This is a genomic window from Streptomyces sp. NPDC051172 (assembly GCF_040682555.1).
Lineage (GTDB): Bacteria > Actinomycetota > Actinomycetes > Streptomycetales > Streptomycetaceae > Streptomyces.
On the sequence record NZ_JBFBBE010000073.1, the window covers coordinates 1 to 19,309 of the forward strand.

Here is a 19,309-nt window from a genome sequence, read left to right on the forward strand (position 1 = left end):
TCAACCCGCCACCGAACGCGTCACCTACACCCTCCAGCTCCACCCACTCACACCACGACCGCAGTCATCCTGAAACGATCAAGGAAGCGACGTTGCCTGATGTGCTGCTCATGCGTACTCCTTCGTCGGTGTCGTGAGGGTGAGGGCCTGAATGTGTGCCCGCACTGCGATCTGCCGGAGAGACAGCTGATGCCGCCCGAATCGGGTGAGTGCGGCGGATATCAGTTACAGGGCGTCCGGTGAGGAGTTCTGGCTGGCAGTTGGTGCACGTTGGGCTTCGAGTGGCGCAGCGTCGCGTGGTCGCGCGGCTACGGACCGGTCGGGACGGCTTGGTTGGGGCAGGGCGTTGCGGGTGCGGTGGTGGAAGGCCAGGAGGCCCAGGAGTGCGGTGGCGGCGAACCAGAGCAGCTGCAGAGCGAGGTATGCGGGTGCGGAGGTGGTGGAGAACCCTGCCGCGGTGGCGGCTTGGACGGAGCCGTAGGTGGGCAGCAAGCGTGTCAGCGGGTTGTCGGCACCGGAGCTGACCATGGGGTTTTGCAGGGCGACGTCGATGACGCTGGTCATCACCAGGGCGAACATGCCCTCGACCTCGCGGCGCAGCAGGGAGCCGAAGACCACGCCCATGGCGCCGTAGGTCAGCGCCGCGCAGAACAGGGCGGCGGCGAGCAGGCAGGGCTGTTTCGGCGTCCAGGCGATGCACATGGCTTCGGTGGCGTAGGCGGCCAGTAGGGCGGAAGCCAGGATCATGGAGGCGGCCTTCGCCAGGACGAGATGAGTGCGGGGGTAGCCGGCCATGGCCAGGCGCCGGTCGAAGCGCCCGCCGGTGAAGGTCGCGGCGAACATCATGAACCCGGTGACCAGGGTGACGGCGTTGAGGGCACCGGTGATCTGCGTCAGCTCATTGCCGGCAGGCGCCAGCCTCTCTCCGGTGGCGACCAAGTGGAACGGGGCCGCTCTGCGGGGGATGGTGAGGTAGACCAGGCTGACCCAGGTGGGAATGAAGAAGACGACCAGCAGCATGGCGAACCGGTTGCGGGCGTGCTCGATCAGGTCGTACCGGGTGGCTGTGGTGAACAGGTTCAGGTGTGTCTTCATGCCGCTGCTGCCGTCTCCAGGCGCAGCGCGCCCGCCTCCAGGCGCCATAGCTCGTCGAGCCGTTCGGTGTCGTAGGCCAGATGGGAGACCACCAGGACCGAGCGGCCGGCGTCGCGCAGCCGGGCGGCCAGCTCCCAGAACCGCTGGTAGGTGTCCCAGTCGAAACCCTGGTACGGCTCGTCCAGCAGCAGAACCTGCGGGTCGTGCATGAGCGCGAGGGTGAGGTTCAGCTTCTGCCGGGTCCCGCCGCTGAGCACCCCGGCGCGCACATCGGCGTACTGGGAGAACCTCAGAGCCTCCATGACCGTCTCGGCATGACGCAGGTCGGCAAGCGCGAAGGCCGTCTTGAAGAACTCCAGGTGCTGCCGGACCGTCAGAGCGTCGTTGAGGACCACATCCTGCGGGCAGTAGCCAAAACGCCCCCGGTGATGCACCGCACCACGATCCGCACGTAGTTCACCGGCGAGGATCTTCAACAGGGTCGTCTTGCCGGCACCGTTCTCGCCGACTATCCCGGCCAGCACACCGGGCCCCAGGTCCAAGTCGATCCCCCGCAGGACCGCATGCCGACGATAGGCATGATGCACCCCCCTGACCTCCACCGCGCCGTCCCACCCATCCCGTAGGCACTAGTAGCCAGATCATCCGCAAATGCGGTGGTACGGATACAGCAAGATCCACAGACCTGTCACCAAACCGCCCGACACGGTGAAACAGACACACAACGCAGTTCGAAAGAGACGCACCACGCGGGCACTTGTTCGTGATTCACATCCGGGTCGTCATCCCGGCGTGGTGTCGCCACCCGCATACCGGGCCAGGGCCGTGGTGGCTACCAGGCGGTCTTGGCGGTGCTGTAGGAGGTGCGGCAGGTGGCGTCGGAGGCCGCAGAGGAAAGCTTGGTCATGGCCTCGGTCCACACCCTCTTGACCGCCTCCTACAGACCCCGGGCCGCCGCTGGGGTGTTCGGAGGGAACTTCCTGACCGTTTCCGCAGTGGCGACGGTGAACTTGTTGCACACCGGCAGGGCGGCGTTGCGGTAGCGGCTGTCGAGTTCGCCCGTCACGATGGAGCTGTTGGCGGGTGGCCCAACTGTTCGACGCCGCACAGGCAGGCCCGGTCAGTTCGGCCCGCTCGGTCTCGGGCAAGTCCCCTCAGGACTTCGTCCGCGATGCGGCTCTCAAGGCTGCCGACGACCTGTTCCTCAAGGCCCTCGACCGGACCCGCGACCACGTCCCGCAGTTCGCGGAGGTCTTCGCCGCCCAGGACGCCCGTGCTGCCGACACCAGCACGGAAGCATGCCCTGACCGGTAGGAGCTGTGGATGCGTTCCGTGCAGTGGGAGCAGTCGGGGCAGACGGCCGCGATGGGCGTGCACCGGGCCTCGACGCGTATCGCCTTGCCGTCCGTATGCACGGCCACGACGGCGACTCCGGGAACCGATGGGAACAACAACTCCCGCAACCGGGACAGCACCTCGTTCACGGCCATCGAATGTCGGCCGTGTCACCCACGCGAGGAGCGATTTCAAGGCGACTTCCGTACCACGTGACGGAAGACCAATAACTACCAGGCGTGACCTTCTGATTGTCGGGCCGGTCTCGGCGAGGCAGCAGTCTATGACCAGACCGCCGACCGCCGCCGATTACCGGGTGCGCTCGGTGCGGTCGTCGTACGCTTCGCGGGCGGTGATGACTTCTTCGATGTGCAGCACGGACCACTCCGTGAGCGCCTTCAGCGGTTCCCGCAGCGTCTGGCCGAGCGCGGTCAGCTCATACTCCACGTGCGGCGGCACCTCTGGGTAGACGGTCCGGCTGACCAGCCCGTCGCGTTCGAGGGTGCGCAGCGTCTGGGTGAGCATCTTCTCGCTCACGCCCGCCAGCGCCTGCCGGAGCCGGCCGAACCGGGAGGTCCCGTTCCGGCCGAGCTCGCCCAGCACGAGGACCGCCCACTTGCTGCCGATCTGGTCGAGCAGGTCCCGCGACGGGCAGCCGCGCTCGTACGGATCGAATGACGGTATGGGCCCGGTCACGTTCTCGACAGCCGTCATACGTCTCACCTCAATGCTATCGGCCTGGTAAGTACCCTACCAATAAGTGGCTACTCCCCAGCAGAGAGTGTCCAGGTCATTCTGGGTTCCATCCCGCCGCGGACGGACCGTGGCAGGCGTGCGAGGCACGCGAGGAACGAAGGAATGACCATCATGTCGATCGTCGTCACCGGAGCCACCGGCCAGCTGGGCAGGCTCACCGTCGAGGCGCTGCTGCGGCGTGGGATCCCGGCCGCGGACATCATTGCCACCGGCCGGGACATCGCCGGGATCAAGGACATGGCCGACGGAGGCGTTACGGTACGCCGCGCCGACTTCGCGGACACCGACGGCCTGGTCGAGGCATTTGCGGGGGCGGACAGGCTGCTGCTGGTCTCGGCCTCGGTTCCCGTGGGCGAGCGGGTCGCCAATCACCGCCGCGTGATCGACGCCGCAGCGTCCGCAGGCGTGTCGCTGGTGGCGTACACGAGCACGACGCACGCGGACACGGCCACCACCGTCATCGGTGCCACGCACCGCGAAACCGAGGAGTATCTGCGGGACCGCGGAATCCACAGCGTGCTGCTGCGCAACAGCTGGTACCTGGAGAACTACACCAGCCAACTGCCGCAGATCCTGCAGAATGGCTCCGTCGTCGGCGCCGCAGGCCAGGGGCGGATCAGCGCCGCGTCCCGCGCCGACTACGCCGAGGCCGCAGCGGTCGTCCTCACCACCGAAGGCCACACCGGCGCCGTGTACGAGCTCGGCGGCGACGAATCCTTCACCCTGACCGAGCTCGCTGCCGCGATCTCCGCTGCAGCGGGCAAGCAGGTTACCTACACTGACCTCCCGGTGACCGACCTCACCCAGGTACTGGCCGCCGCGGGCCTGCCCGCCGAGCTGGCGGAGGTCCTCGCTGACGCTGACCGCGGCATGAACCACGGCGAGATGTACACCGACTCTGGTGACCTGCGCCGCCTGATCGGCCGCCCGCCCGTGACCCTGGCCGAGGCACTCGCGGTCGCCCTGCATGACTGAGGTTGAACTCGTGATGTGGCCGGGCTGCTCGGGTGGGTCTGACTGGCAGGCCGGTCTCGGCGGGGCAGCCGTCCATAAGTTCGCTGCGGTACTGGATGCGCCGTAGGCCGCGCCGGATGCGCTGGACGAGGTGTTCAGGGGTGCTGAAGACGACGTTGGAGAGCCAGCCGCGTCTTGGCGGGACCAGATTCCCTCGACGGGATTGAGGTCGGGCGCGTAGGGCGGCAGATGGTAGATGGCCGGCCAGTCCCGAGCCTCGGCGAACTTTTGCCGGTCGACGGCCTTGTGGACGTTGAGATTGATGCCCCTATGGGGACACGTCCGTTCGCCGAGTGCCGGCACGTCCCGCTCGCACCACGGCCGACAGATCAATTCTCTGGACACCAAGGTCAGTCCCAGACCGAGCCAGGCCGTGGTCCGAGCGGGACACCGTCATTCTCACAGTCCCAGACGAGCACGATCGGGCCGCCGAGCTGCTGGTGTGCTGCGATCAACAGGTCCCGGCAGTCGCGCCAGGAGAGGCTCTTGTGCCCATCGCGACGGCCGTCGTCATGGAGGGGCTGGTAGATGAGCCTGGAGCGGGTGACCGGGTTTGTAGCAGGTCAGCGCGGCGATGGAGATCCGTCTGAGGGAGCGTCCGCGGACCGGCACCACCGGGGTCCGGCCGCGCTGTGACCAGGTCTTCGCGTGCGGCTCCTTCAGCAGACCGACGACAAGCGGCTCGCCGTACTCGCCGGCCAGGGCGTCGTGGTGGCTGCCGACCTGCCGACGATCCTGCGCACCCACCGCCCGACACCGGGGCCTGGTCATCGGCCTGGCCCGCCACCCCGACGAGATCCACGCCGCGATCGGCCTGCTGCCCGGCATGCACGACACCGCCATCGAGGACGTCGTCACCGACTGGGACCCCAACCATCACCTGTACCGGCCGGACGCCGAACCGGCCCCTCCCATACCTCCGGCGCTCTTCGACGCGGTACTGGATGGAGTGCGCCCTCGCGCCGCTCGCCCGGCTACTGCAGGACTCACAGCACGAGGAATGGCAGTTCGCGCAACGTGCCGACCTGGGTCTGCCCAAGAAATTCGGCGAAGGCGCCCCCTGGCGCATCCTCGCGACCTGCCCCGACCGGTGGCGCGACCTGGTCGAACACCTCACACTCCCCGAACTTGCGTGGGTATCCCCGGCTTCAGCCGGGGAGGGAAACGCATTGCTCCTGAGCTCGCGCGTAGGTGTCAGGAACGAAGGGTGCGCAGGCCGGTGCGGATTTCGCTGACCAGGATCTCGGGCTGTTCCAGGGCCGCGAAGTGCCCGCCCTTGTCGGCCTCGCCGTAGTGGATCAGATTGCTGTAGGCGTCTTCGATCCAGCTACGTGGCACGCGTGGGATGTCCCTCGGGAAGACGGTCACCGCGACCGGGAGCGTCACCTTCGGGCCGGCGAAAGTGAGCGACTTGTTCTCCCAGTAGATGCGGCCGGACGACGCTGCGCTGTTGGTGAACCAGTAGAGGGATATCGCGTCGAGCATGTCGTCGATGCTGAGAGCGTCCTCGGCGAGCCCGTGATTGTCGGTCTTGGACTGGAACTTCTCGTAGATCCAGGCTGCCTGGCCGGCGGGAGAGTCCGCCAGGGCGAATCCGACCGTCTGCGGCTTCGTGCCCTGAAGGTGGTTCGACCCGCCGAGATCGCCGGTGTAGAGGGCGAGGGTCTCGACGGCGTAGCGCTGTTCGGGCGACAAGGTGTCGGGTATCTGTGCGGGAAAGGCGTACTGGGTGTTCAGATGAATTCCGAGAAGCCCGTCAGGTTGCATGGCCCCGAGGGCGGTGGTGACGACGGCACCCCAATCGCCGCCTTGTGCGGCCCATTTCGTGTAGCCGAGACGTTTCATCAGCTCCACCCATGCGCTGGCGATGCGCGATACGGTCCATCCGGTCTTCGTGGGTTTCTGGGAGAACCCGAACCCGGGGAGCGACGGGATGACGACGTCGAACGAGTCGGTGGCGTCTCCTCCGAACGAGACCGGATCGGTCAGCGGGCCGATCAGCTTCAGGAACTCGAGGATCGAGCCCGGCCATCCGTGCGTGAGGAGCAGCGGCATCGCGTGGGGGTTCTTGGACCTGACGTGGATGAAGTGGATGTCCAGCCCGTCGATCTCGGTCAGGAACTGGGGGAAGCGATTGAGTCCGGACTCCAAGCGCCGCCAGTCGTAGCCGCGCTCCCAGTACGCGACCAGAGACCTGGCGTTCTCTACACGAACCCCTTGCGACCAGTCGCCCACTGTTTCCGGATCCGGCCACCGGGTTCTGGCCAGTCGCTGCTTGACGTCGTCGATCTCCGATTCCGGGATCGAGACGGTGAACGGACGGACGAGGGCCGAGGCAGGCGGCGTCGGTGCGGTCATGGCCTTCTTCTCTTCTCCTGAGATTCGAAGCGCAGCGCAACTCTCGCTGCACACTGCTGTACAGCCAATCTCACTGTACACCGGTGTGCAATACTCGTGCCGTGCCCACCGAGTCCTCCCGCGTGCGCTCGATGAACGAGACACGCGAACGCATCCTCGACGTCGCGCTTGATCTGCTCGGAGACAACCCCGACGCCGGAATGGGCGAGATCGCCACCACCGCAGGCGTCGTCCGCCGCACGGTCTACGACCACTTCCCCTCGCGCCTCGACCTTGTCCGGACACTCACGGAACGGGCCGTCGCCGAGATGACGGCCGTGCTCACCGAAGTCAACGCCTCCGACGCGGAAGCGGACGCGGCGTGGGTCGAATTCGTCGCCCGCCTCTGGCCGGTGGCGCACCGGTACCGAGTGCTGCTGGCGCTGCGCCGAGGCGAGTACGGCGAGGCGATCCACGCCCTGCTCGGGCCGGTCGATGAGCTCCTCGCCGACCTCGTCAAACGGGGCCAGGACGCCGAGGTGTTCGCACAGCACCTGCCGGCGGGCATTCTGAGCCAGGTCGCCTACGGCGTCGTGTTCGCCATCGCGGACAGCGACCTGTCGAACAGGACCCTCGGCGCCCGAGCGGCGACGATCACGAGCCTGCTGATGCTGGGAGTTCCCGAGACGCGCGCCATCGCTCTTGTGGGCGACCAGCCCTGACCCGCGGCACTTCGAGCGGAGCCGCGGATCGTCCTGGGGCGGTTGACTGGAGCCAGAGACCCGCCACGGGATGATCTCAGCGTCGGAAGGCCGGCTATGGTGTACCACTCGCCAGAGCGCCGACGCGGTTCTCGTGCTCGCGGCGGGTCTTGTGCTGAGCCGGGATCACCGGGACGCCCTGGGTGCCGTCGACGGGCTGGCAGCGGGCGAGGAGCCGGCGGGGACGGCGGTGACGCGCAGGGTGTAGCCCTGGCCGCGCCGTACAGGCACCCCTTGGTCGACTGCAGCCCGCTCGGCGGCCCCCAGGCCGCGCGCGGAGGAAGCCGGCGACCTGCCGGGCGTGTCGAGGGTGACCGGCAGCTCCGGAGCGGGGGCGCCCTCCTCGCTGGCGGTGTGTTCGGGCAGGAGATCGGCGACGGCCCTTTCGTACGGAGGAATGGACCCTGTCTGTCGTCAAACCCTGTCAGCAATCGTCATGGGATCTTGGATTCGAGCGGCCGCCAACCCCACGTCATCCCGGCCCCGAGGCTTGGACCACCCGGATTCCGTGTGAGGTCCTGCTGTGTTACATGCGTGCCCCGGGGCCTGCTTCCGGCACCAGCACCCATGGCTCGGCTCAACCTTGCTTGAGATCTGCCGTTGCTTGGACGTCGAGGTCGAGAATTGCCCGTCGAATCGCGCGAAGGTCCTGGACCGAAACGTCCACCCTGACGTGTTGCTCCTCGCTCGTCGCTCTTGAATGGCACCTTGGGGAGCGTGGTTGTTGTGGAGCAGATCGACGTAGGCACCGTTGTCGATCACCCGGACGTCAGTCGGTCCGGCTCGGGATACGCGCGGAGAGCACGCGTCTTGTCGGACCGATACCAGGCTCGCGCTGCGTCCTGGACGATCGGAACGGAGATCTTGCGGTCCCGGGCCTGCGTTGCGGCTTTCACTGCGATGTAGATCGCATCGCGAGGAACGCCCTCGCAGGCCCGAACGAGTTCCCCGAAGAGGGTCTCGGACGAAACCCCGGCACCGGCCTGGCGGGGTCGGGTGTCGGCGCTCAACGCGGGCTGCGCCGGCTCCGGTAGGCCGCGACGCTGGCCCGGTGTGCGCAGGTTCGGGTGCAGTACTGCTTCGAGCCGTTGCGCGAGAGGTCCACGAAAGTGGCCCGGCAGGTCGGCCCGGCACATACGCCGAGACGAGCGGGACCGAGCGTGGCGATCACGGAGGCCAGGGCGCTGAGCGTAGTCGCGGCAAGGTGCGCCGAGCAGCGGTCGGTGTCGGAGGTCACCTCGGTCCACCAGCGGTCGTCCTCGTGGCGCAGTACCGGGGTGGCGCGGCTGCGACGCAGACCGTCGTTGATCAGAGCCGCGGCTTCGACCGCGTCCGCGTTCGCCCGTTCGAGCACCTCACGCACCGTCTTGCGCAACGCGCGGACTTCTGCCAGGTCGGCATGGGTGAGATGCCGCGGACCGGTCCCTCGGTTCGCGGCCGATCTCGGAGGCTCAGCCGCGGGATGGTCGTCAAGGAAGTTCCGGAGCTGCTCCACGGTCTCGAGCGCGTCCTCTCCCTTGATCGGCCTCAAGGTGTTGGCCAGGTCGACGGCCGCCTGGACCACCAATGGGATGTGATACGCATCCTGCATTTGACGTGTCTCCTCACTGCTCCGTAACGTGACACTCAAAGGAGCTTTAGCATGTCACAACGCGCTCGGCAGGGGACAACGCCGCAGGCCATCCCGTCTGGAGGGACCCAGGCACCGGAGCGGGTCGACGCCCCGGACGGGCGTCGGCTGGGGCTGACTTTGGGGATGCTGGTGCTGCCGATGTACGTGGCACTGGGAGCGCCGTCGGTGGCCCTGCCGGCCATCGGCCGCGCACTCGCGGTGCCGTTCGGAGCCACCGCATGGATTCTCGCCGCGTGGTCGCTGACCTCCGCGCTCGCGATGCCGGTCGCGGGTCGGCTGCTGGTCCGCTGGAGCCCCTTCCAGGTCCTCGCCGGCGGGGTCGTGGCGCTTGCCTCGGGCTCCGTTCTCGCCGGAGCCGGGCCGATACTGTCCGTCGTGATCGTCGGACGACTGATCGGCGGCGCCGGGGCGGGCGCGACCGTGATCGCTGTCTTTGCCGCGGCCACCGCCCTTCCCGGGCGGCAACGGATCCGAGCCCTGGGAATCATCGCGGCCGCCGGCGCGACGGCGTCGGGGTGCGGGACACTGTTGGGCGGGGCGGTGACCGCATGGCTCGGGTGGCGTGCCGTGCTCGCGATCCCGGTCCTCGCGCTGCCCCTCCTGCCGGCCGCATTGCCGAGTCGACGCGCGCTGACGCGGAGCGGTAGCGGCGAGGGAAACGGCTCGAACGGGCGACTCGATATCGTCGGCGCGGCCGTGCTGTCGGTACTCGCCGGCTCCTTGATCACGTTGCTGCAGGCACACTCGGTCGGCCTGCCCCCTCCGGTCACGCTCGTCGTGGGTGCCGCCGGGGCGCTCGCCGCAGTGGGACTGTGGTGGCGCGTGCGCAGCACGCCCGACGGGTTCGTGCCTCGGCGGGTGATCGCATCCCGCGGCTTCCTTGCGGCCGGACTCATCGGCGGGACCGTCTTCGCCGGCTACTACGGGGTGCTGTTCCGCGCGCCGTCCCTGATCGAGCGGGCCACGGGCAGTGGCCCCCTGGAAGCCGGCGTGCTCCTGGTCCCGGCCGCCGCCTGCTCGGTGCTGGCCGGGCGGCTGGTCGGCACCTTGACCGACCGGTTCACCGGCTGGCAGGTGTCGGCCGCGCTTGCGGCACTCACCGTCGTCGGCGTGCTCGTGGTCGCGATCTTCACCGGGCCGGTCCAGATTGTCGTCGGCACGGCGTTGACCGTGTGCGGGTTCGCCGGCGCCCAAGCTGTACTGATGAGCCTCGCGCCTGACCTGGTCGCCGCGGACGACCGCGACACCGCACAGGGCCTGCTCAACTTCATGAACGCCTTGGGTGGCGGCATCGGCCCGGCCGCTGTCGCGGGTCTGTCCGGCATCGTGCCGGTGCCGGTGGCCCTCGCCGTGCTTGCGGCACTTCCCCTGGCCGGACTCGTCCTCAGCCTGACCCGACGCCCTACCGCCGACCGCCGCCCCGAACCCGACGCCACGGGTGGGAGCCCGCGATGACGGTCCACCTGCACCTGCTCCGATAACGCCGTGACCAGTAAGGAGCCTTGCCATGTCCGCCGAGCCGTTCGAGGTCAGCATCACCGAAGCCGAGATCGCGGACCTGCGTGAACGATTGCGACGGACACGGTGGCCCGAGCGCGAGCCGGTGGACGACTGGTCACAGGGTTTGCCGCTGGCGTATGCGCAGGAGCTGTGCCGCAGCTGGGCCGAGGACTACGACTTCGGGTTCGCCGAGCGGCTGAACGTTTTCCCTCAGTACCGCGACACGATCGACGGGTTGGGCATCCACTTCCTGCACGTCCGCTCGCCGGAGCCGGACGCGTTCCCGCTCGTGCTCACGCACGGGTGGCCGGGTTCGGTGCTCGAGTTCCTGGAGGTCCTCGGCCCGCTGACCGACCCGCGCGCGCACGGCGGTGACCCGGCGGACGCGTTTCACGTGGTCGCGCCGTCGTTGCCCGGGTACGGCTGGAGTGACAAGCCGTCGACGACCGGGTGGGGCATCACTCGCACCGCGCGCGCCTGGGACACGTTGATGGTCTCGCTGGGTTACGAACGGTACGGCGCGCAGGGCGGAGACTGGGGTTCGGCGGTGTCCGCGGTGCTGGGCGAGGTGGCGCCCGAGCGGGTCGCCGGCGTGCACCTGAACCTGGGATCCGTGGCGGCGGGCACGTTCGACGACCCGACGCCCGCGGAGCAGGCGAATCTCGAGGCCGAGAAGGAGATGCAGCGCACCGGCCGGGGGTACTCGGCGATCCAGGCGACCCGGCCGCAGACGCTCGGCTACGGCCTCACCGACTCCCCGGCGGGGCAGGCCGCCTGGATCGCCGAGAAGTTCTGGGCGTGGACGGACAACGACGGCCATCCCGAGGACGCGTTGTCGCGGCAGACGATCCTCGACGAGATCTCGGTCTATTGGTTCACCGCGTCGGCCACGTCGTCGGCGCGCCTGTACTGGGAGAGCTTCGCCAACTTCCGGGACAAGGTGACCGCGCCATCCGGGCTGTCGGTCTACCCGCGCGACATAACCCGCCCGTCGAGGCGGGAGGCCGAGCTGCGGTTCACCGACCTGCGCTGGTTCGAGGAGCTGCCGCATGGCGGCCACTTCGCCGCGCTGGAGCAGCCGGAGTCGCTGGTCGAGCAGGTGCGCGGGTTCTTCCGCCTGTTCCGCTGACTGTCCGTGCCACAGCCTCCAGGACCTCATCAACATGGTCGCCGAACTGCGCGACCGAGAAATCGGCTTCACCTGCACAACGCACAAAGCTCCCGTGCCGTTGGGGGAGGTGTTCGAAGTCTCAAACCCACAGGCACAGGAGCCGCGATGGTTCCATATCCTGCTGCACTCGACCTGCCGCCCGCTGCCGAGGTCGAAGTGCGGATCCTCGTGCTGCGGATACGGGTGCCCACGATGTCGGGTGTCCACCCCCTGGCCGGCGGAGTCGGACCGGTTGACCTGCACGGCGTAGGAGGCGGCGGAGCCGGTGCCGTCGGTGATCGTGACACGGCCGCGCTCGGGCGCTCCGGCGAGCCAGGCAGACCTGCCGCCCACGAGCTGTCCGGCATTGCGCCGGGCCGGGCGGTGGCCGGACCTCTGATCAGCCGTCTTCGACGGCACCCCTCGGACCCGGTGACACCACCCCCCAGGTCATCCGATATACAGGGGGCAACAGTCATGCCGGGCCCCGGAGACCAGCGCCCCCCTGCAGGACCGCGAAGAAGATAGCGGGGCACGCTCCGGCTGTCGCGCCCGGCACGTGCTCCTGTTCGCCCCGCCGTCGTCAGGAACTGTCCGTCGCGCGCAAGGCGATCGGCTGGTCGCGGTGGCCGGCACCGTAGTCGGCCGGGGACAGCTCAGCATCGCGCTGGTCAAAGTTCCCCACGCTTACCGCGAAGACGGTGCCGAGACCGTCACCTCAGTGGCCGACCCCAGGGGCTGTGCAGCCCTCTGCTTTTGCCGAATTCGGGTGCCGGAGAACCACAACTCCTTCGACTGACCGCGGCCCTCATCGGCCCGCACCCAGCATGAGATCACCGAATGCGGTCCCCCGCTGACGAGCGCTCAAGGCCTCTGGCGTCGGCCAGGACACCCCCTCACGTTGCTGAGAGGATGCGGCCTCGGGTGGTGACGTTCGGCAGTTGGCTCATCTCCGCGAAGGCTCGCTGATCATGGGCCGGTACCACGATCAAATCGGGGATACTCTGCATGATCGAGGCCATGCGGAGGATGTTCTGGCGGTTGCCCTCGGCGTCGAAGTCGCCCAGGCGCCTGATGGGAAAGGGCCTCTCCAGACGACGCGTGAGTCCCTCGCGCTGCCACACGAGGTCCCCGACGAGCGCGTAGCGCACCTGGTGGGTCAGGGTGACGAAGATGATGATGCTGCCCGGCGTGTGTCCGGGGGCAGGGACGCAGACGATCGAGCCGTCGCCGTAGACGTCGTGGTGCCGGGGGAAGCCGAGATAGGGGCCGCCTTCGAAGCTGAATTCCTGCCACTTGAAAGGTGTGTCGCGGAAGTATCCGCGGAAGTTGCCGAAGATCTCAGGGTTGTAGAACGCTGCCCGGTCACGCCGCGAGACGAGGACCGGCAGGTCGGGAAAGTCGGGGATACCGCTCATGTGGTCCCAGTGCGCATGGGTCAGCAGGATCCCGGACAGTCGGCTGAAGTCGTAGTCGGCTGCCTCCAGTTGCTCGACGGCGGGCTTCCAGACCTCGTACTTGGTCATCTTCTGGAACAGACGCGGCATCGTGGCGAACTGCTTGGCGATGTCGCGCCCGAAGCCGGAGTCGACCAGGAGATCACCCTGCGGATGCTTGATCAGCGCAGCGCCGATGTAGAAGTCACGCTTGTCGAAGAAGGAGCCACCGGTGTAGGCGTAGGCAGCGACCCTGTTGTTGACACCGGTCGGCACGGCGACCAAGTCCATCTCAGCCGGTGGGTCGGCGTGCGGGACGGGGACCGATGGGGGCAGCGGGGCGGGCTGGGGGAGCCCGGATGAGGAAAGCTTGCGGGCGAGGCGTTGCGCGGGCACTGCCGCGGCGGCAGCCAGAAGTGGCCACTTCTTCATGATCCCTGCTCCTGGATCTTCAGTAACGGATTACTGCTTCAGTCCGACCGCGTTCGACGGCACGTCAAAGGCGGTCAGGGTCAGCTCTTCTCGTGCTCGTAGTTGGCGTGGGGCGCGAGCCAACGGCCAGTGACGATGTTCGTGACGATCTCGATATCCGCCTTCGACAGCGACGAGTCCGTCTGGACGTAGGCTCCGGTCGGCGCGATTGCCTTCAACAGCTTGGGATTGGCCAGCCAGATCTTGTGCGGTCCGGGCACCAGGCCGCGCGACTGACGCGTGTACTCGTACGCGCTGCGCATGTCCGGCAGCATCTCTTCGACGGGCGTCTCGACGTAGCGGCCGGACGTCCCCAAGTCTGCGGGATCCTCGAACACGACGGTTCCTCCTCCTTTGTCGGCTCTCGTGGGCCTCGTTGTTCCCGTGTCGCGAGCAGCTCAGACCGCGTTTCCGGTCTCCTCGCCGGTGCTGCCGGCAGGTACGTCGTAGGCATTGAGGGCAGTTGCGAGCGCCAGGTAATGGACGGTCACGAACACCATCGGTGTTGCGTACCTCGAATCCGGTGTACTCGTCGGTCCTCACCATCGCTTCGAGGGCGTCGAAGAGGGGCCGTTGCCTGGGTGTCAGTTCGTTCGGGCGGAGCAACGGTAGGTGCATGTCGATCTCCTGTAGTGCCTGAGAGTTCCTGCCCGCGAACGATGGTTCGCCTGAGCTTCTCGATGCACGCCGTGCGCGGCGCTACGCCGGCCACAACGCCTTGACCGCTCCGGGTACCCCCTCGACGGCATGCGATCCGAACAGGGCGAGTTGGAGAAGGAAGCCGGGCAGGACCGAAACGAAGCCCGGTTTGAGGAGCGTCCAGTGGGGGAAGCCGGCCGCGCGGGCCGGTCCTGGATCGCGCTCTTGGCGCCCAGTGTGGGTTCCATCGAAGCCCAGCAGCCTTCGGCGCAGCCGGGATAGCGGGCCTGGATCAGGGTGCGCATCTGCTCCGTCTCCGCCGCGACCCGCTCCAGGTCGGCCGGGGCGACGTCGGCGGCGGCGTCCAGGAGCTCAAGCGGCATGAACAGGCAGTAGCCCGGGGCCAGGGCGCCGATGGTGGGCAGCAGCAGCACCCGGCCGCCGGCGGTCTCGGTGATGATCCGGGTCGTGCTCTCGCGTGCGGTGACCTCGGTGCAGAACTGGCAGTCCATCAGGGTCACCTCCGGATCGGGCCCGTCCAGGGCGGAGACGAGCAGGCGGGCCAGCGGGAGCGGCGCCTGGGGACCATCCCCGCGAGTGCGGGGAGCAGACTCTGTCCCCCTCGAACTGCACCGACTGTGTGGGGCCATCCCCGCGGCGAGCGCTTTGCACGCCTGCTGGAACCCCTGCTCACCGCGCCCGCGGGGATGGTCCCCTGATAGGGGAGCAGTACCACTCTGCGGCGTGGGTGATCACGGGCCAACTGGCTCCCGGAGCAGAGGTCACACAGTCCCTGACCGCCTTTGTCCACTGAGGACATCGGACTCAGTCATCCGGGCTCCCGGCTGCTCTCTCAACGGACGCCCGGGACCGTATCCACCTCGTCATCCTCGCTCACGAGGCGGAACTGGTTGTTCGGTAACCTTCCGGCTGACCCGCCGCCGCCCGCGCCGGACGCCGCCGGAAGCAGCGGCGACCTCCGGCCGCTACGAGATCGCGCGCGCGGCCTCGGTCAGGGTGGTCGCGGTCCGTACGGCGCTCGCGACCGCGGCCTCCGGGTCGAGCCCGCACAGATCGGTGAGTGTGAACAGCGCCTCCGCGCTGACGACCACGGCGAGGTCCCGCTTGAGCTGGGCGAACGCCCCGGGATCCGTCGCCCCCAGCGTGTCCTCGAGGGGGGCGAGTGCGTGGTCGATCAGGCCGAAGCGGATTCCGGGGCGCGCGGACACCGACGCGGGCCGGGTGATGGTGGCCGAGATCATCGCGCGCACCGATCCCTGGCGGGCGAGTATGCCGCGAAGCAGGAACTCGCAGGCGAAGGCGACGCGTTCGACGGGGTCGGCGGAGTCCGCGACCGGGGCGAGCGCCTCTGCGGGGGGCGGCCAGGCACCGGCCAGGGCCTCGCTGATCAGTGAGGGCAGGTCGGGGAAGTATCGGTACGCGGTGGCCTCGGAGACCAGGGCCGCGCGGGCGACCTCGGGCATGGTCACCTCGCCGCCCGTGCCGATGAGCTCACGGGCGGCCTCCACGAGCGCCGCACGCGTGCGCTTCTTCTGGTTGGCGCGGCCGGTGCCGGCCTGCGTCGTCGCCATTCGTACGCCCTCACTCCTGCCTGTGAACCCCGGACACATCTTACCACGGTCGACCCTCGTGATGAGAGTGCACTTGCATAACGAGAGTTGACCACCTAATCTGAACCCCGAGAGCCCGTGAGAGTGAACTCTCACGAAGATGGAAGAGGACGGAGACGGCCATGAGCGACATGAACGGCACGAATGAGGGGACCGGCGTGAACGACGTCTCCCTGGTCGGCCCCGACGGCGGCGAGACGATCCGCCTGGGCCCGACCCAGATGCGCATCCTCGAGGACGGCAGCACCACCGGCCACCGCATCGGCATCGGCGAGATCACCCTCGCCCCCCACACCCAGGGCCCACCGCAGCACCGCCACGCCCAGCACGACGAGGGCTTCTACGTCGTCTCCGGCACCGTGCACTTCACCATCGGCCAGACCACCCACGCCGCCCCTGCCGGCACCCTCGCGATGATCCCGCCCGGCGCCCCGCACACCTTCGCCAACCTCGGCGACGAACCGGCGGTGATGCTCAACACCTTCACGCCCGACCTGTACGTGCAGTACTTCCGCGACCTGCGGGACATGATCGCCGGCGGCCAGGAGATGACCCCGGAGTCGACCATCAAGGTGATGAGCCGCTACGCCACGGTCCCCGCCGCCGACTTCGCGTAACGACGGCCCGACTTGCCCATCCTTCCCCCCTCAGCTCAGCCCACTCAAGGAGAACCACCGTGATCAGCACCACCCACCCCGTCACCATCGATCAGGGCGACCTGGACATCACCGTCGACCTCCACGGCGAGAAGGGACACCCCTTCCTGCTCCTGCACGGCGGTGGCGGACCCCAGACCGTCGCCCCCTTCGCCCAGCTCCTGGCCGAGCAGCGGCCGGCGAGGGTCTTCGCCCCCGTCCACCCCGGCTTCGGCGGCACCGCCCGCCCCGACTGGCTGACCGATGTCACCACTCTGGCAAAGGCCTACATACGGCTGCTCGACGTACTCGGTCTGGAGGACGTCGCCGTCGTCGGCAACTCCATCGGCGGCTGGATCGCCGCCGAGATCGCCGCGCTCGGCAGCGACCGGATCACCAGCGTCACCCTCATCAACGCCGTCGGTATCGACGTCCCCGGCCACCCCGTCGCCGACACCTTCCCGCTGACTCCCGTCGAGTTGTCCCGGCTCTCCTTCCACGACCCCTCGAAGTTCCGCTTCGACCCGAGCGCGCTCTCCGACGAGCAGCGCGCGGTCATGGCCGGCAACCGCGCCGCCCTGCAGATCTACTCGGGCCCCGACGACATGGCCGACCCCACCCTGCGCGAGCGCCTGGCCAAGGCGAGGGTGCCCACCCTCGTCGCCTGGGGCGAGAGCGACCAGATCGTCGACGCCGACTATGGACGCGCGTACGCGGCGGCCATCCCGGATGCCCGGTTCGAACTGCTGCCCGGCACCGGCCACATGCCCCAGGCCGAGACTCCCGGGCAACTCCTGCCCGTGGTCTGGGACTTCGCGGACGCCCACGCCACCAACCGGCCCACCCACTGAGCCGGGAGCGCCTGGTGTCCGAGGGCCTGGAAGCACCCGAAACGCCGGGAGTATCTGAACGGGAGCAAGCATCCGAGGTATGCGAACCGGCAGATGCGCACCACACACCGGCCGAACCCGCCCTCCGGCGGCGGCAGTCGATCGTCCTGGCCGTGTGCTGCCTCAGCGTGCTGCTGGTCAGCCTCGACACCACCGTCCTCAACGTCGCGCTGCCCGCCGTGCAGCGGGACTTCGACTCCTCGGTCTCCGGCCTGCAGTGGACGCTCGATGCCTACACCATCGTGCTGGCCGCCCTGCTGACACTGGCCGGCTCCACAGCCGACCGCGTCGGGCGGCGGCGGATCTTCCGGCTGGGGCTAGTCCTGTTCACCGCCGGGTCGGCGCTGTGCAGCCTGGCGCCGACACTCGGGTGGCTGGTCGTCTTCCGGGTGGTGCAGGCACTGGGCGGCTGCATGCTCACCCCGGTCGCCATGGCCATCCTCACCAACACCTTCAGCCAGCCCCGGGAGCGAGCACGAGCGATCGGCATCTGGGGCGGGGTCGTCGGCATCAGCATGGCGGCCGGGCCGATCCTCGGCGGCGCGCTGGTGCAGTCGGCAGGCTGGCGGTCGGTGTTCTGGCTGAACGTGCCGATCGGCCTGGCCGCACTTCTCCTCGTCACGCTGTACGTCCCCGAGTCCAGGGCGCCCCGCGCCCGCCGCGCCGACCCGATGGGCCAGCTCCTGGTCATCACCTTGCTCGGCACCCTGACGTACGCCGTCATCGAGGCGCCCAACCAGGGCTGGACCTCAACCCCGATCGTGGTGTGCCTGATCACGGCGGCGGGCGCGCTGGCCGGCTTCGTCCCGTACGAGAACCATCGCACCGAACCTCTCATCGACCCCCGCCTCTTCCGCAGCGCATCTTTCAGCGGGGCCACCGCCACCGCGGTCTTCGCCTTCGCCGCACTCGGCGGCTTCCTGTTCGCCAACACGCTCTACCTGCAACGAGTGCTGAGGCTGAACGCCCTGGACACCGGCCTGCACCTGCTGCCGATGGCGGTGCTGTCCCTGGTGTGCCCGCCGCTGTCCGGACGGATCGTGGGCAGCCGCGGCCCGCGCATCCCCCTTCTGCTCGCGGGGGCGGGCATCGCCGCCAGCGGAGTGCTGGCGGTGCTCGTCACCCGCTCCACCCAACCCTCCTACACACTCCTCTCTCTGACGTACGCGCTGTTCGGCTTCGGCTTCGGCTTCGTCAACGCACCGATCACCGACACAGCGGTCGCGGGCCTGCCGCGCGCCCAGGCCGGGGTGGCCGCCGCGGTCGCCGCGACCAGCCGCCAGGTCGGCTCCTCGCTCGGTATCGCGGTGATCGGCGCCGCGATCGCCGCCGGGGCACGCCCGGCAGCCTGGTGGATCATCGCGGCCTGCGGCCTTGCCATCCTGGTCCTGACCACCGTGACCACGCACCGCCGGACCCCCCCAGCCGGCACGGCGACCGAGCGCTCATGACGCCGGTCACGCCGAGCGAAGCCGACTTCAAAACGCTACTTCGAGGACCATGCCCGCGGACATCCCGCGGTTCGCCATGGCAGACCGACGCCTGCATCTCCAACAGCTCTACCGTCACAAGTGAGTTGTGGCCTCCCGTTTCGGCGCCGGGCACCTGATGCTCGGGACCGACCACCCCTTCCTCAACGCGCCGCTGGAGACCGCCCCGGCGCCCCTCACCGAGGCCGGCGACCGAGGCATCCTCGACGCGTCGCGGGTGGCGCGCATTCTCGGGCGCAACGCAGATGATTTCCTGGGCCTCTGAGAGACCGCCCAGGACAGGGAGGGAAATGAAATGGATCTCAAGCTCGGCGGCAAGCGGGCGATCGTCGCTGGTGGCAGTCGTGGGATCGGCTTGGCGGTAGCCCGGGCACTGGCGGCCGGGGGCCCGTGTCGCCCTGGTCGGAAGGGACGCGGCAGCCCTTGAGGTCGCGCGCGACCAGGTCGCGGGGCGCGACGCCGACACGGTGTCCTCAGTGACGCCTCGCGCGCCAACAGTGTCGCCCAAGGACCGAGTGCCTGTTTCTGCCTACGCC

Annotated in this window: 20 protein-coding genes and 2 pseudogenes; 9 read left to right on the forward strand and 13 right to left on the reverse strand. The window is 68.6% G+C overall.

What is annotated here, in order from left to right; translation table 11 throughout:
• Positions 1-225: 225 nt before the first annotated feature.
• The 3 genes from AB0N07_RS33505 to AB0N07_RS33515 form a co-directional block, all read right to left on the reverse strand.
• A complete protein-coding gene (locus tag AB0N07_RS33505) occupies positions 226-1,095 on the reverse strand; it encodes an ABC transporter permease (protein ID WP_365841583.1) in 870 nt (289 codons plus the stop codon).
• Positions 1,092-1,697: an ABC transporter ATP-binding protein gene (locus tag AB0N07_RS33510; protein WP_365841585.1), complete on the reverse strand. Its 606-nt coding sequence runs from the start codon at positions 1,695-1,697 to the stop codon at positions 1,092-1,094. Before AB0N07_RS33510 ends, AB0N07_RS33505 begins: the two co-directional genes overlap by 4 nt.
• Positions 1,698-2,032: 335 nt before the next feature.
• Positions 2,033-2,161, reverse strand: coding sequence for a hypothetical protein (locus AB0N07_RS33515; protein WP_365841587.1), 129 nt, complete (start codon positions 2,159-2,161; stop codon positions 2,033-2,035).
• 17 nt (positions 2,162-2,178) lie between these two features.
• Here AB0N07_RS33515 and AB0N07_RS33520 point away from each other — a divergent pair, with 17 nt between their 5' ends.
• Entirely contained in the window at positions 2,179-2,409 is a 231-nt protein-coding gene (locus AB0N07_RS33520; RefSeq protein WP_365841589.1) for a hypothetical protein, read from the forward strand.
• Between the two features lie 330 nt (positions 2,410-2,739).
• On the opposite strand, the gene AB0N07_RS33525 is transcribed toward AB0N07_RS33520, so the two are convergent.
• Positions 2,740-3,144, reverse strand: a complete 405-nt coding sequence (locus AB0N07_RS33525; RefSeq protein ID WP_365841591.1) for a helix-turn-helix domain-containing protein — start codon at positions 3,142-3,144, stop codon at positions 2,740-2,742.
• 144 nt (positions 3,145-3,288) lie between these two features.
• Here AB0N07_RS33525 and AB0N07_RS33530 point away from each other — a divergent pair, with 144 nt between their 5' ends.
• Entirely contained in the window at positions 3,289-4,161 is an 873-nt protein-coding gene (locus tag AB0N07_RS33530; RefSeq protein ID WP_365841593.1) for an SDR family oxidoreductase, read from the forward strand.
• A 34-nt stretch (positions 4,162-4,195) separates the two neighbouring features.
• Here AB0N07_RS33530 and AB0N07_RS33535 read toward each other — a convergent pair.
• From AB0N07_RS33535 to AB0N07_RS33550, 4 genes and pseudogenes are all read right to left on the reverse strand, one after another.
• Positions 4,196-4,461 (reverse strand): annotated as a pseudogene (locus tag AB0N07_RS33535) (transposase); the annotation flags it as partial.
• A gap of 143 nt (positions 4,462-4,604) precedes the next feature.
• Positions 4,605-4,863: pseudogene (locus tag AB0N07_RS33540) on the reverse strand (IS630 family transposase); the annotation flags it as partial.
• 323 nt (positions 4,864-5,186) lie between these two features.
• The gene (locus AB0N07_RS33545; protein WP_365841595.1) at positions 5,187-5,312 is read right to left on the reverse strand and encodes a hypothetical protein; all 126 of its coding nucleotides are present in this window, start codon (positions 5,310-5,312) and stop codon (positions 5,187-5,189) included.
• An 82-nt stretch (positions 5,313-5,394) separates the two neighbouring features.
• Positions 5,395-6,558, reverse strand: coding sequence for an epoxide hydrolase family protein (locus AB0N07_RS33550; protein WP_365841597.1), 1,164 nt, complete (start codon positions 6,556-6,558; stop codon positions 5,395-5,397).
• A gap of 101 nt (positions 6,559-6,659) precedes the next feature.
• On the opposite strand from AB0N07_RS33550, the gene AB0N07_RS33555 reads away from it, so the two are divergent.
• On the forward strand, positions 6,660-7,259 hold the full coding sequence (locus tag AB0N07_RS33555; protein ID WP_365841599.1) for a TetR/AcrR family transcriptional regulator: 600 nt from the start codon (positions 6,660-6,662) through the stop codon (positions 7,257-7,259).
• Positions 7,260-8,304: 1,045 nt separating this feature from the next.
• Here the strand turns inward: AB0N07_RS33555 and AB0N07_RS33560 are convergent.
• Entirely contained in the window at positions 8,305-8,889 is a 585-nt protein-coding gene (locus AB0N07_RS33560; protein ID WP_365841601.1) for a CGNR zinc finger domain-containing protein, read from the reverse strand.
• A 51-nt stretch (positions 8,890-8,940) separates the two neighbouring features.
• Here AB0N07_RS33560 and AB0N07_RS33565 point away from each other — a divergent pair, with 51 nt between their 5' ends.
• Together AB0N07_RS33565 and AB0N07_RS33570 are read left to right on the forward strand one after the other, a co-directional pair.
• A complete protein-coding gene (locus AB0N07_RS33565; RefSeq protein WP_365841603.1) occupies positions 8,941-10,386 on the forward strand; it encodes an MFS transporter in 1,446 nt (481 codons plus the stop codon).
• 52 nt (positions 10,387-10,438) lie between these two features.
• On the forward strand, positions 10,439-11,560 hold the full coding sequence (locus AB0N07_RS33570) for an epoxide hydrolase family protein (protein ID WP_365841605.1): 1,122 nt from the start codon (positions 10,439-10,441) through the stop codon (positions 11,558-11,560).
• 917 nt (positions 11,561-12,477) lie between these two features.
• Here AB0N07_RS33570 and AB0N07_RS33575 read toward each other — a convergent pair.
• From AB0N07_RS33575 to AB0N07_RS33590, 4 genes are all read right to left on the reverse strand, one after another.
• Positions 12,478-13,449 carry an MBL fold metallo-hydrolase gene (locus AB0N07_RS33575; RefSeq protein ID WP_365841607.1) on the reverse strand — a complete coding sequence of 324 codons (972 nt, stop codon included), beginning with the start codon at positions 13,447-13,449 and terminating at the stop codon, positions 12,478-12,480.
• A gap of 80 nt (positions 13,450-13,529) precedes the next feature.
• Positions 13,530-13,826, reverse strand: coding sequence for a hypothetical protein (locus AB0N07_RS33580; protein WP_365841609.1), 297 nt, complete (start codon positions 13,824-13,826; stop codon positions 13,530-13,532).
• Between the two features lie 246 nt (positions 13,827-14,072).
• Positions 14,073-14,639, reverse strand: coding sequence for a hypothetical protein (locus AB0N07_RS33585; RefSeq protein ID WP_365841611.1), 567 nt, complete (start codon positions 14,637-14,639; stop codon positions 14,073-14,075).
• Positions 14,640-15,113: 474 nt separating this feature from the next.
• A complete protein-coding gene (locus AB0N07_RS33590; protein WP_365841613.1) occupies positions 15,114-15,719 on the reverse strand; it encodes a TetR/AcrR family transcriptional regulator in 606 nt (201 codons plus the stop codon).
• A gap of 161 nt (positions 15,720-15,880) precedes the next feature.
• Between AB0N07_RS33590 and AB0N07_RS33595 the strand changes: the two genes are divergently transcribed.
• The 4 genes from AB0N07_RS33595 (at position 15,881) to AB0N07_RS33610 (ending at position 19,038) form a co-directional block, all read left to right on the forward strand.
• Positions 15,881-16,375: a cupin domain-containing protein gene (locus AB0N07_RS33595; protein WP_365841616.1), complete on the forward strand. Its 495-nt coding sequence runs from the start codon at positions 15,881-15,883 to the stop codon at positions 16,373-16,375.
• A 59-nt stretch (positions 16,376-16,434) separates the two neighbouring features.
• The gene (locus AB0N07_RS33600; RefSeq protein WP_365841618.1) at positions 16,435-17,244 is read left to right on the forward strand and encodes an alpha/beta hydrolase; all 810 of its coding nucleotides are present in this window, start codon (positions 16,435-16,437) and stop codon (positions 17,242-17,244) included.
• A gap of 152 nt (positions 17,245-17,396) precedes the next feature.
• Positions 17,397-18,734, forward strand: coding sequence for a DHA2 family efflux MFS transporter permease subunit (locus AB0N07_RS33605; protein WP_365841621.1), 1,338 nt, complete (start codon positions 17,397-17,399; stop codon positions 18,732-18,734).
• 127 nt (positions 18,735-18,861) lie between these two features.
• A complete protein-coding gene (locus AB0N07_RS33610) occupies positions 18,862-19,038 on the forward strand; it encodes a hypothetical protein (protein ID WP_365841623.1) in 177 nt (58 codons plus the stop codon).
• Positions 19,039-19,309 lie beyond the last annotated feature (271 nt).

What these genes read in the sequence shown, in the direction of transcription:
- AB0N07_RS33550 (WP_365841597.1), bottom strand. Translation starts at nt 6,558, where the DNA reads ATGACCGCACCGACGCCGCCTGCCTCGGCCCTCGTCCGTCCGTTCACC.
- AB0N07_RS33565 (WP_365841603.1), top strand. Translation starts at nt 8,941, where the DNA reads ATGTCACAACGCGCTCGGCAGGGGACAACGCCGCAGGCCATCCCGTCT.
- AB0N07_RS33570 (WP_365841605.1), top strand. Translation starts at nt 10,439, where the DNA reads ATGTCCGCCGAGCCGTTCGAGGTCAGCATCACCGAAGCCGAGATCGCG.
- AB0N07_RS33585 (WP_365841611.1), bottom strand. Translation starts at nt 14,639, where the DNA reads ATGGACTGCCAGTTCTGCACCGAGGTCACCGCACGCGAGAGCACGACC.
- AB0N07_RS33505 (WP_365841583.1), bottom strand. Translation starts at nt 1,095, where the DNA reads ATGAAGACACACCTGAACCTGTTCACCACAGCCACCCGGTACGACCTG.
- AB0N07_RS33525 (WP_365841591.1), bottom strand. Translation starts at nt 3,144, where the DNA reads ATGACGGCTGTCGAGAACGTGACCGGGCCCATACCGTCATTCGATCCG.
- AB0N07_RS33590 (WP_365841613.1), bottom strand. Translation starts at nt 15,719, where the DNA reads ATGGCGACGACGCAGGCCGGCACCGGCCGCGCCAACCAGAAGAAGCGC.
- AB0N07_RS33560 (WP_365841601.1), bottom strand. Translation starts at nt 8,889, where the DNA reads ATGCAGGATGCGTATCACATCCCATTGGTGGTCCAGGCGGCCGTCGAC.
- AB0N07_RS33530 (WP_365841593.1), top strand. Translation starts at nt 3,289, where the DNA reads ATGACCATCATGTCGATCGTCGTCACCGGAGCCACCGGCCAGCTGGGC.
- AB0N07_RS33595 (WP_365841616.1), top strand. Translation starts at nt 15,881, where the DNA reads ATGAGCGACATGAACGGCACGAATGAGGGGACCGGCGTGAACGACGTC.
- AB0N07_RS33575 (WP_365841607.1), bottom strand. Translation starts at nt 13,449, where the DNA reads ATGAAGAAGTGGCCACTTCTGGCTGCCGCCGCGGCAGTGCCCGCGCAA.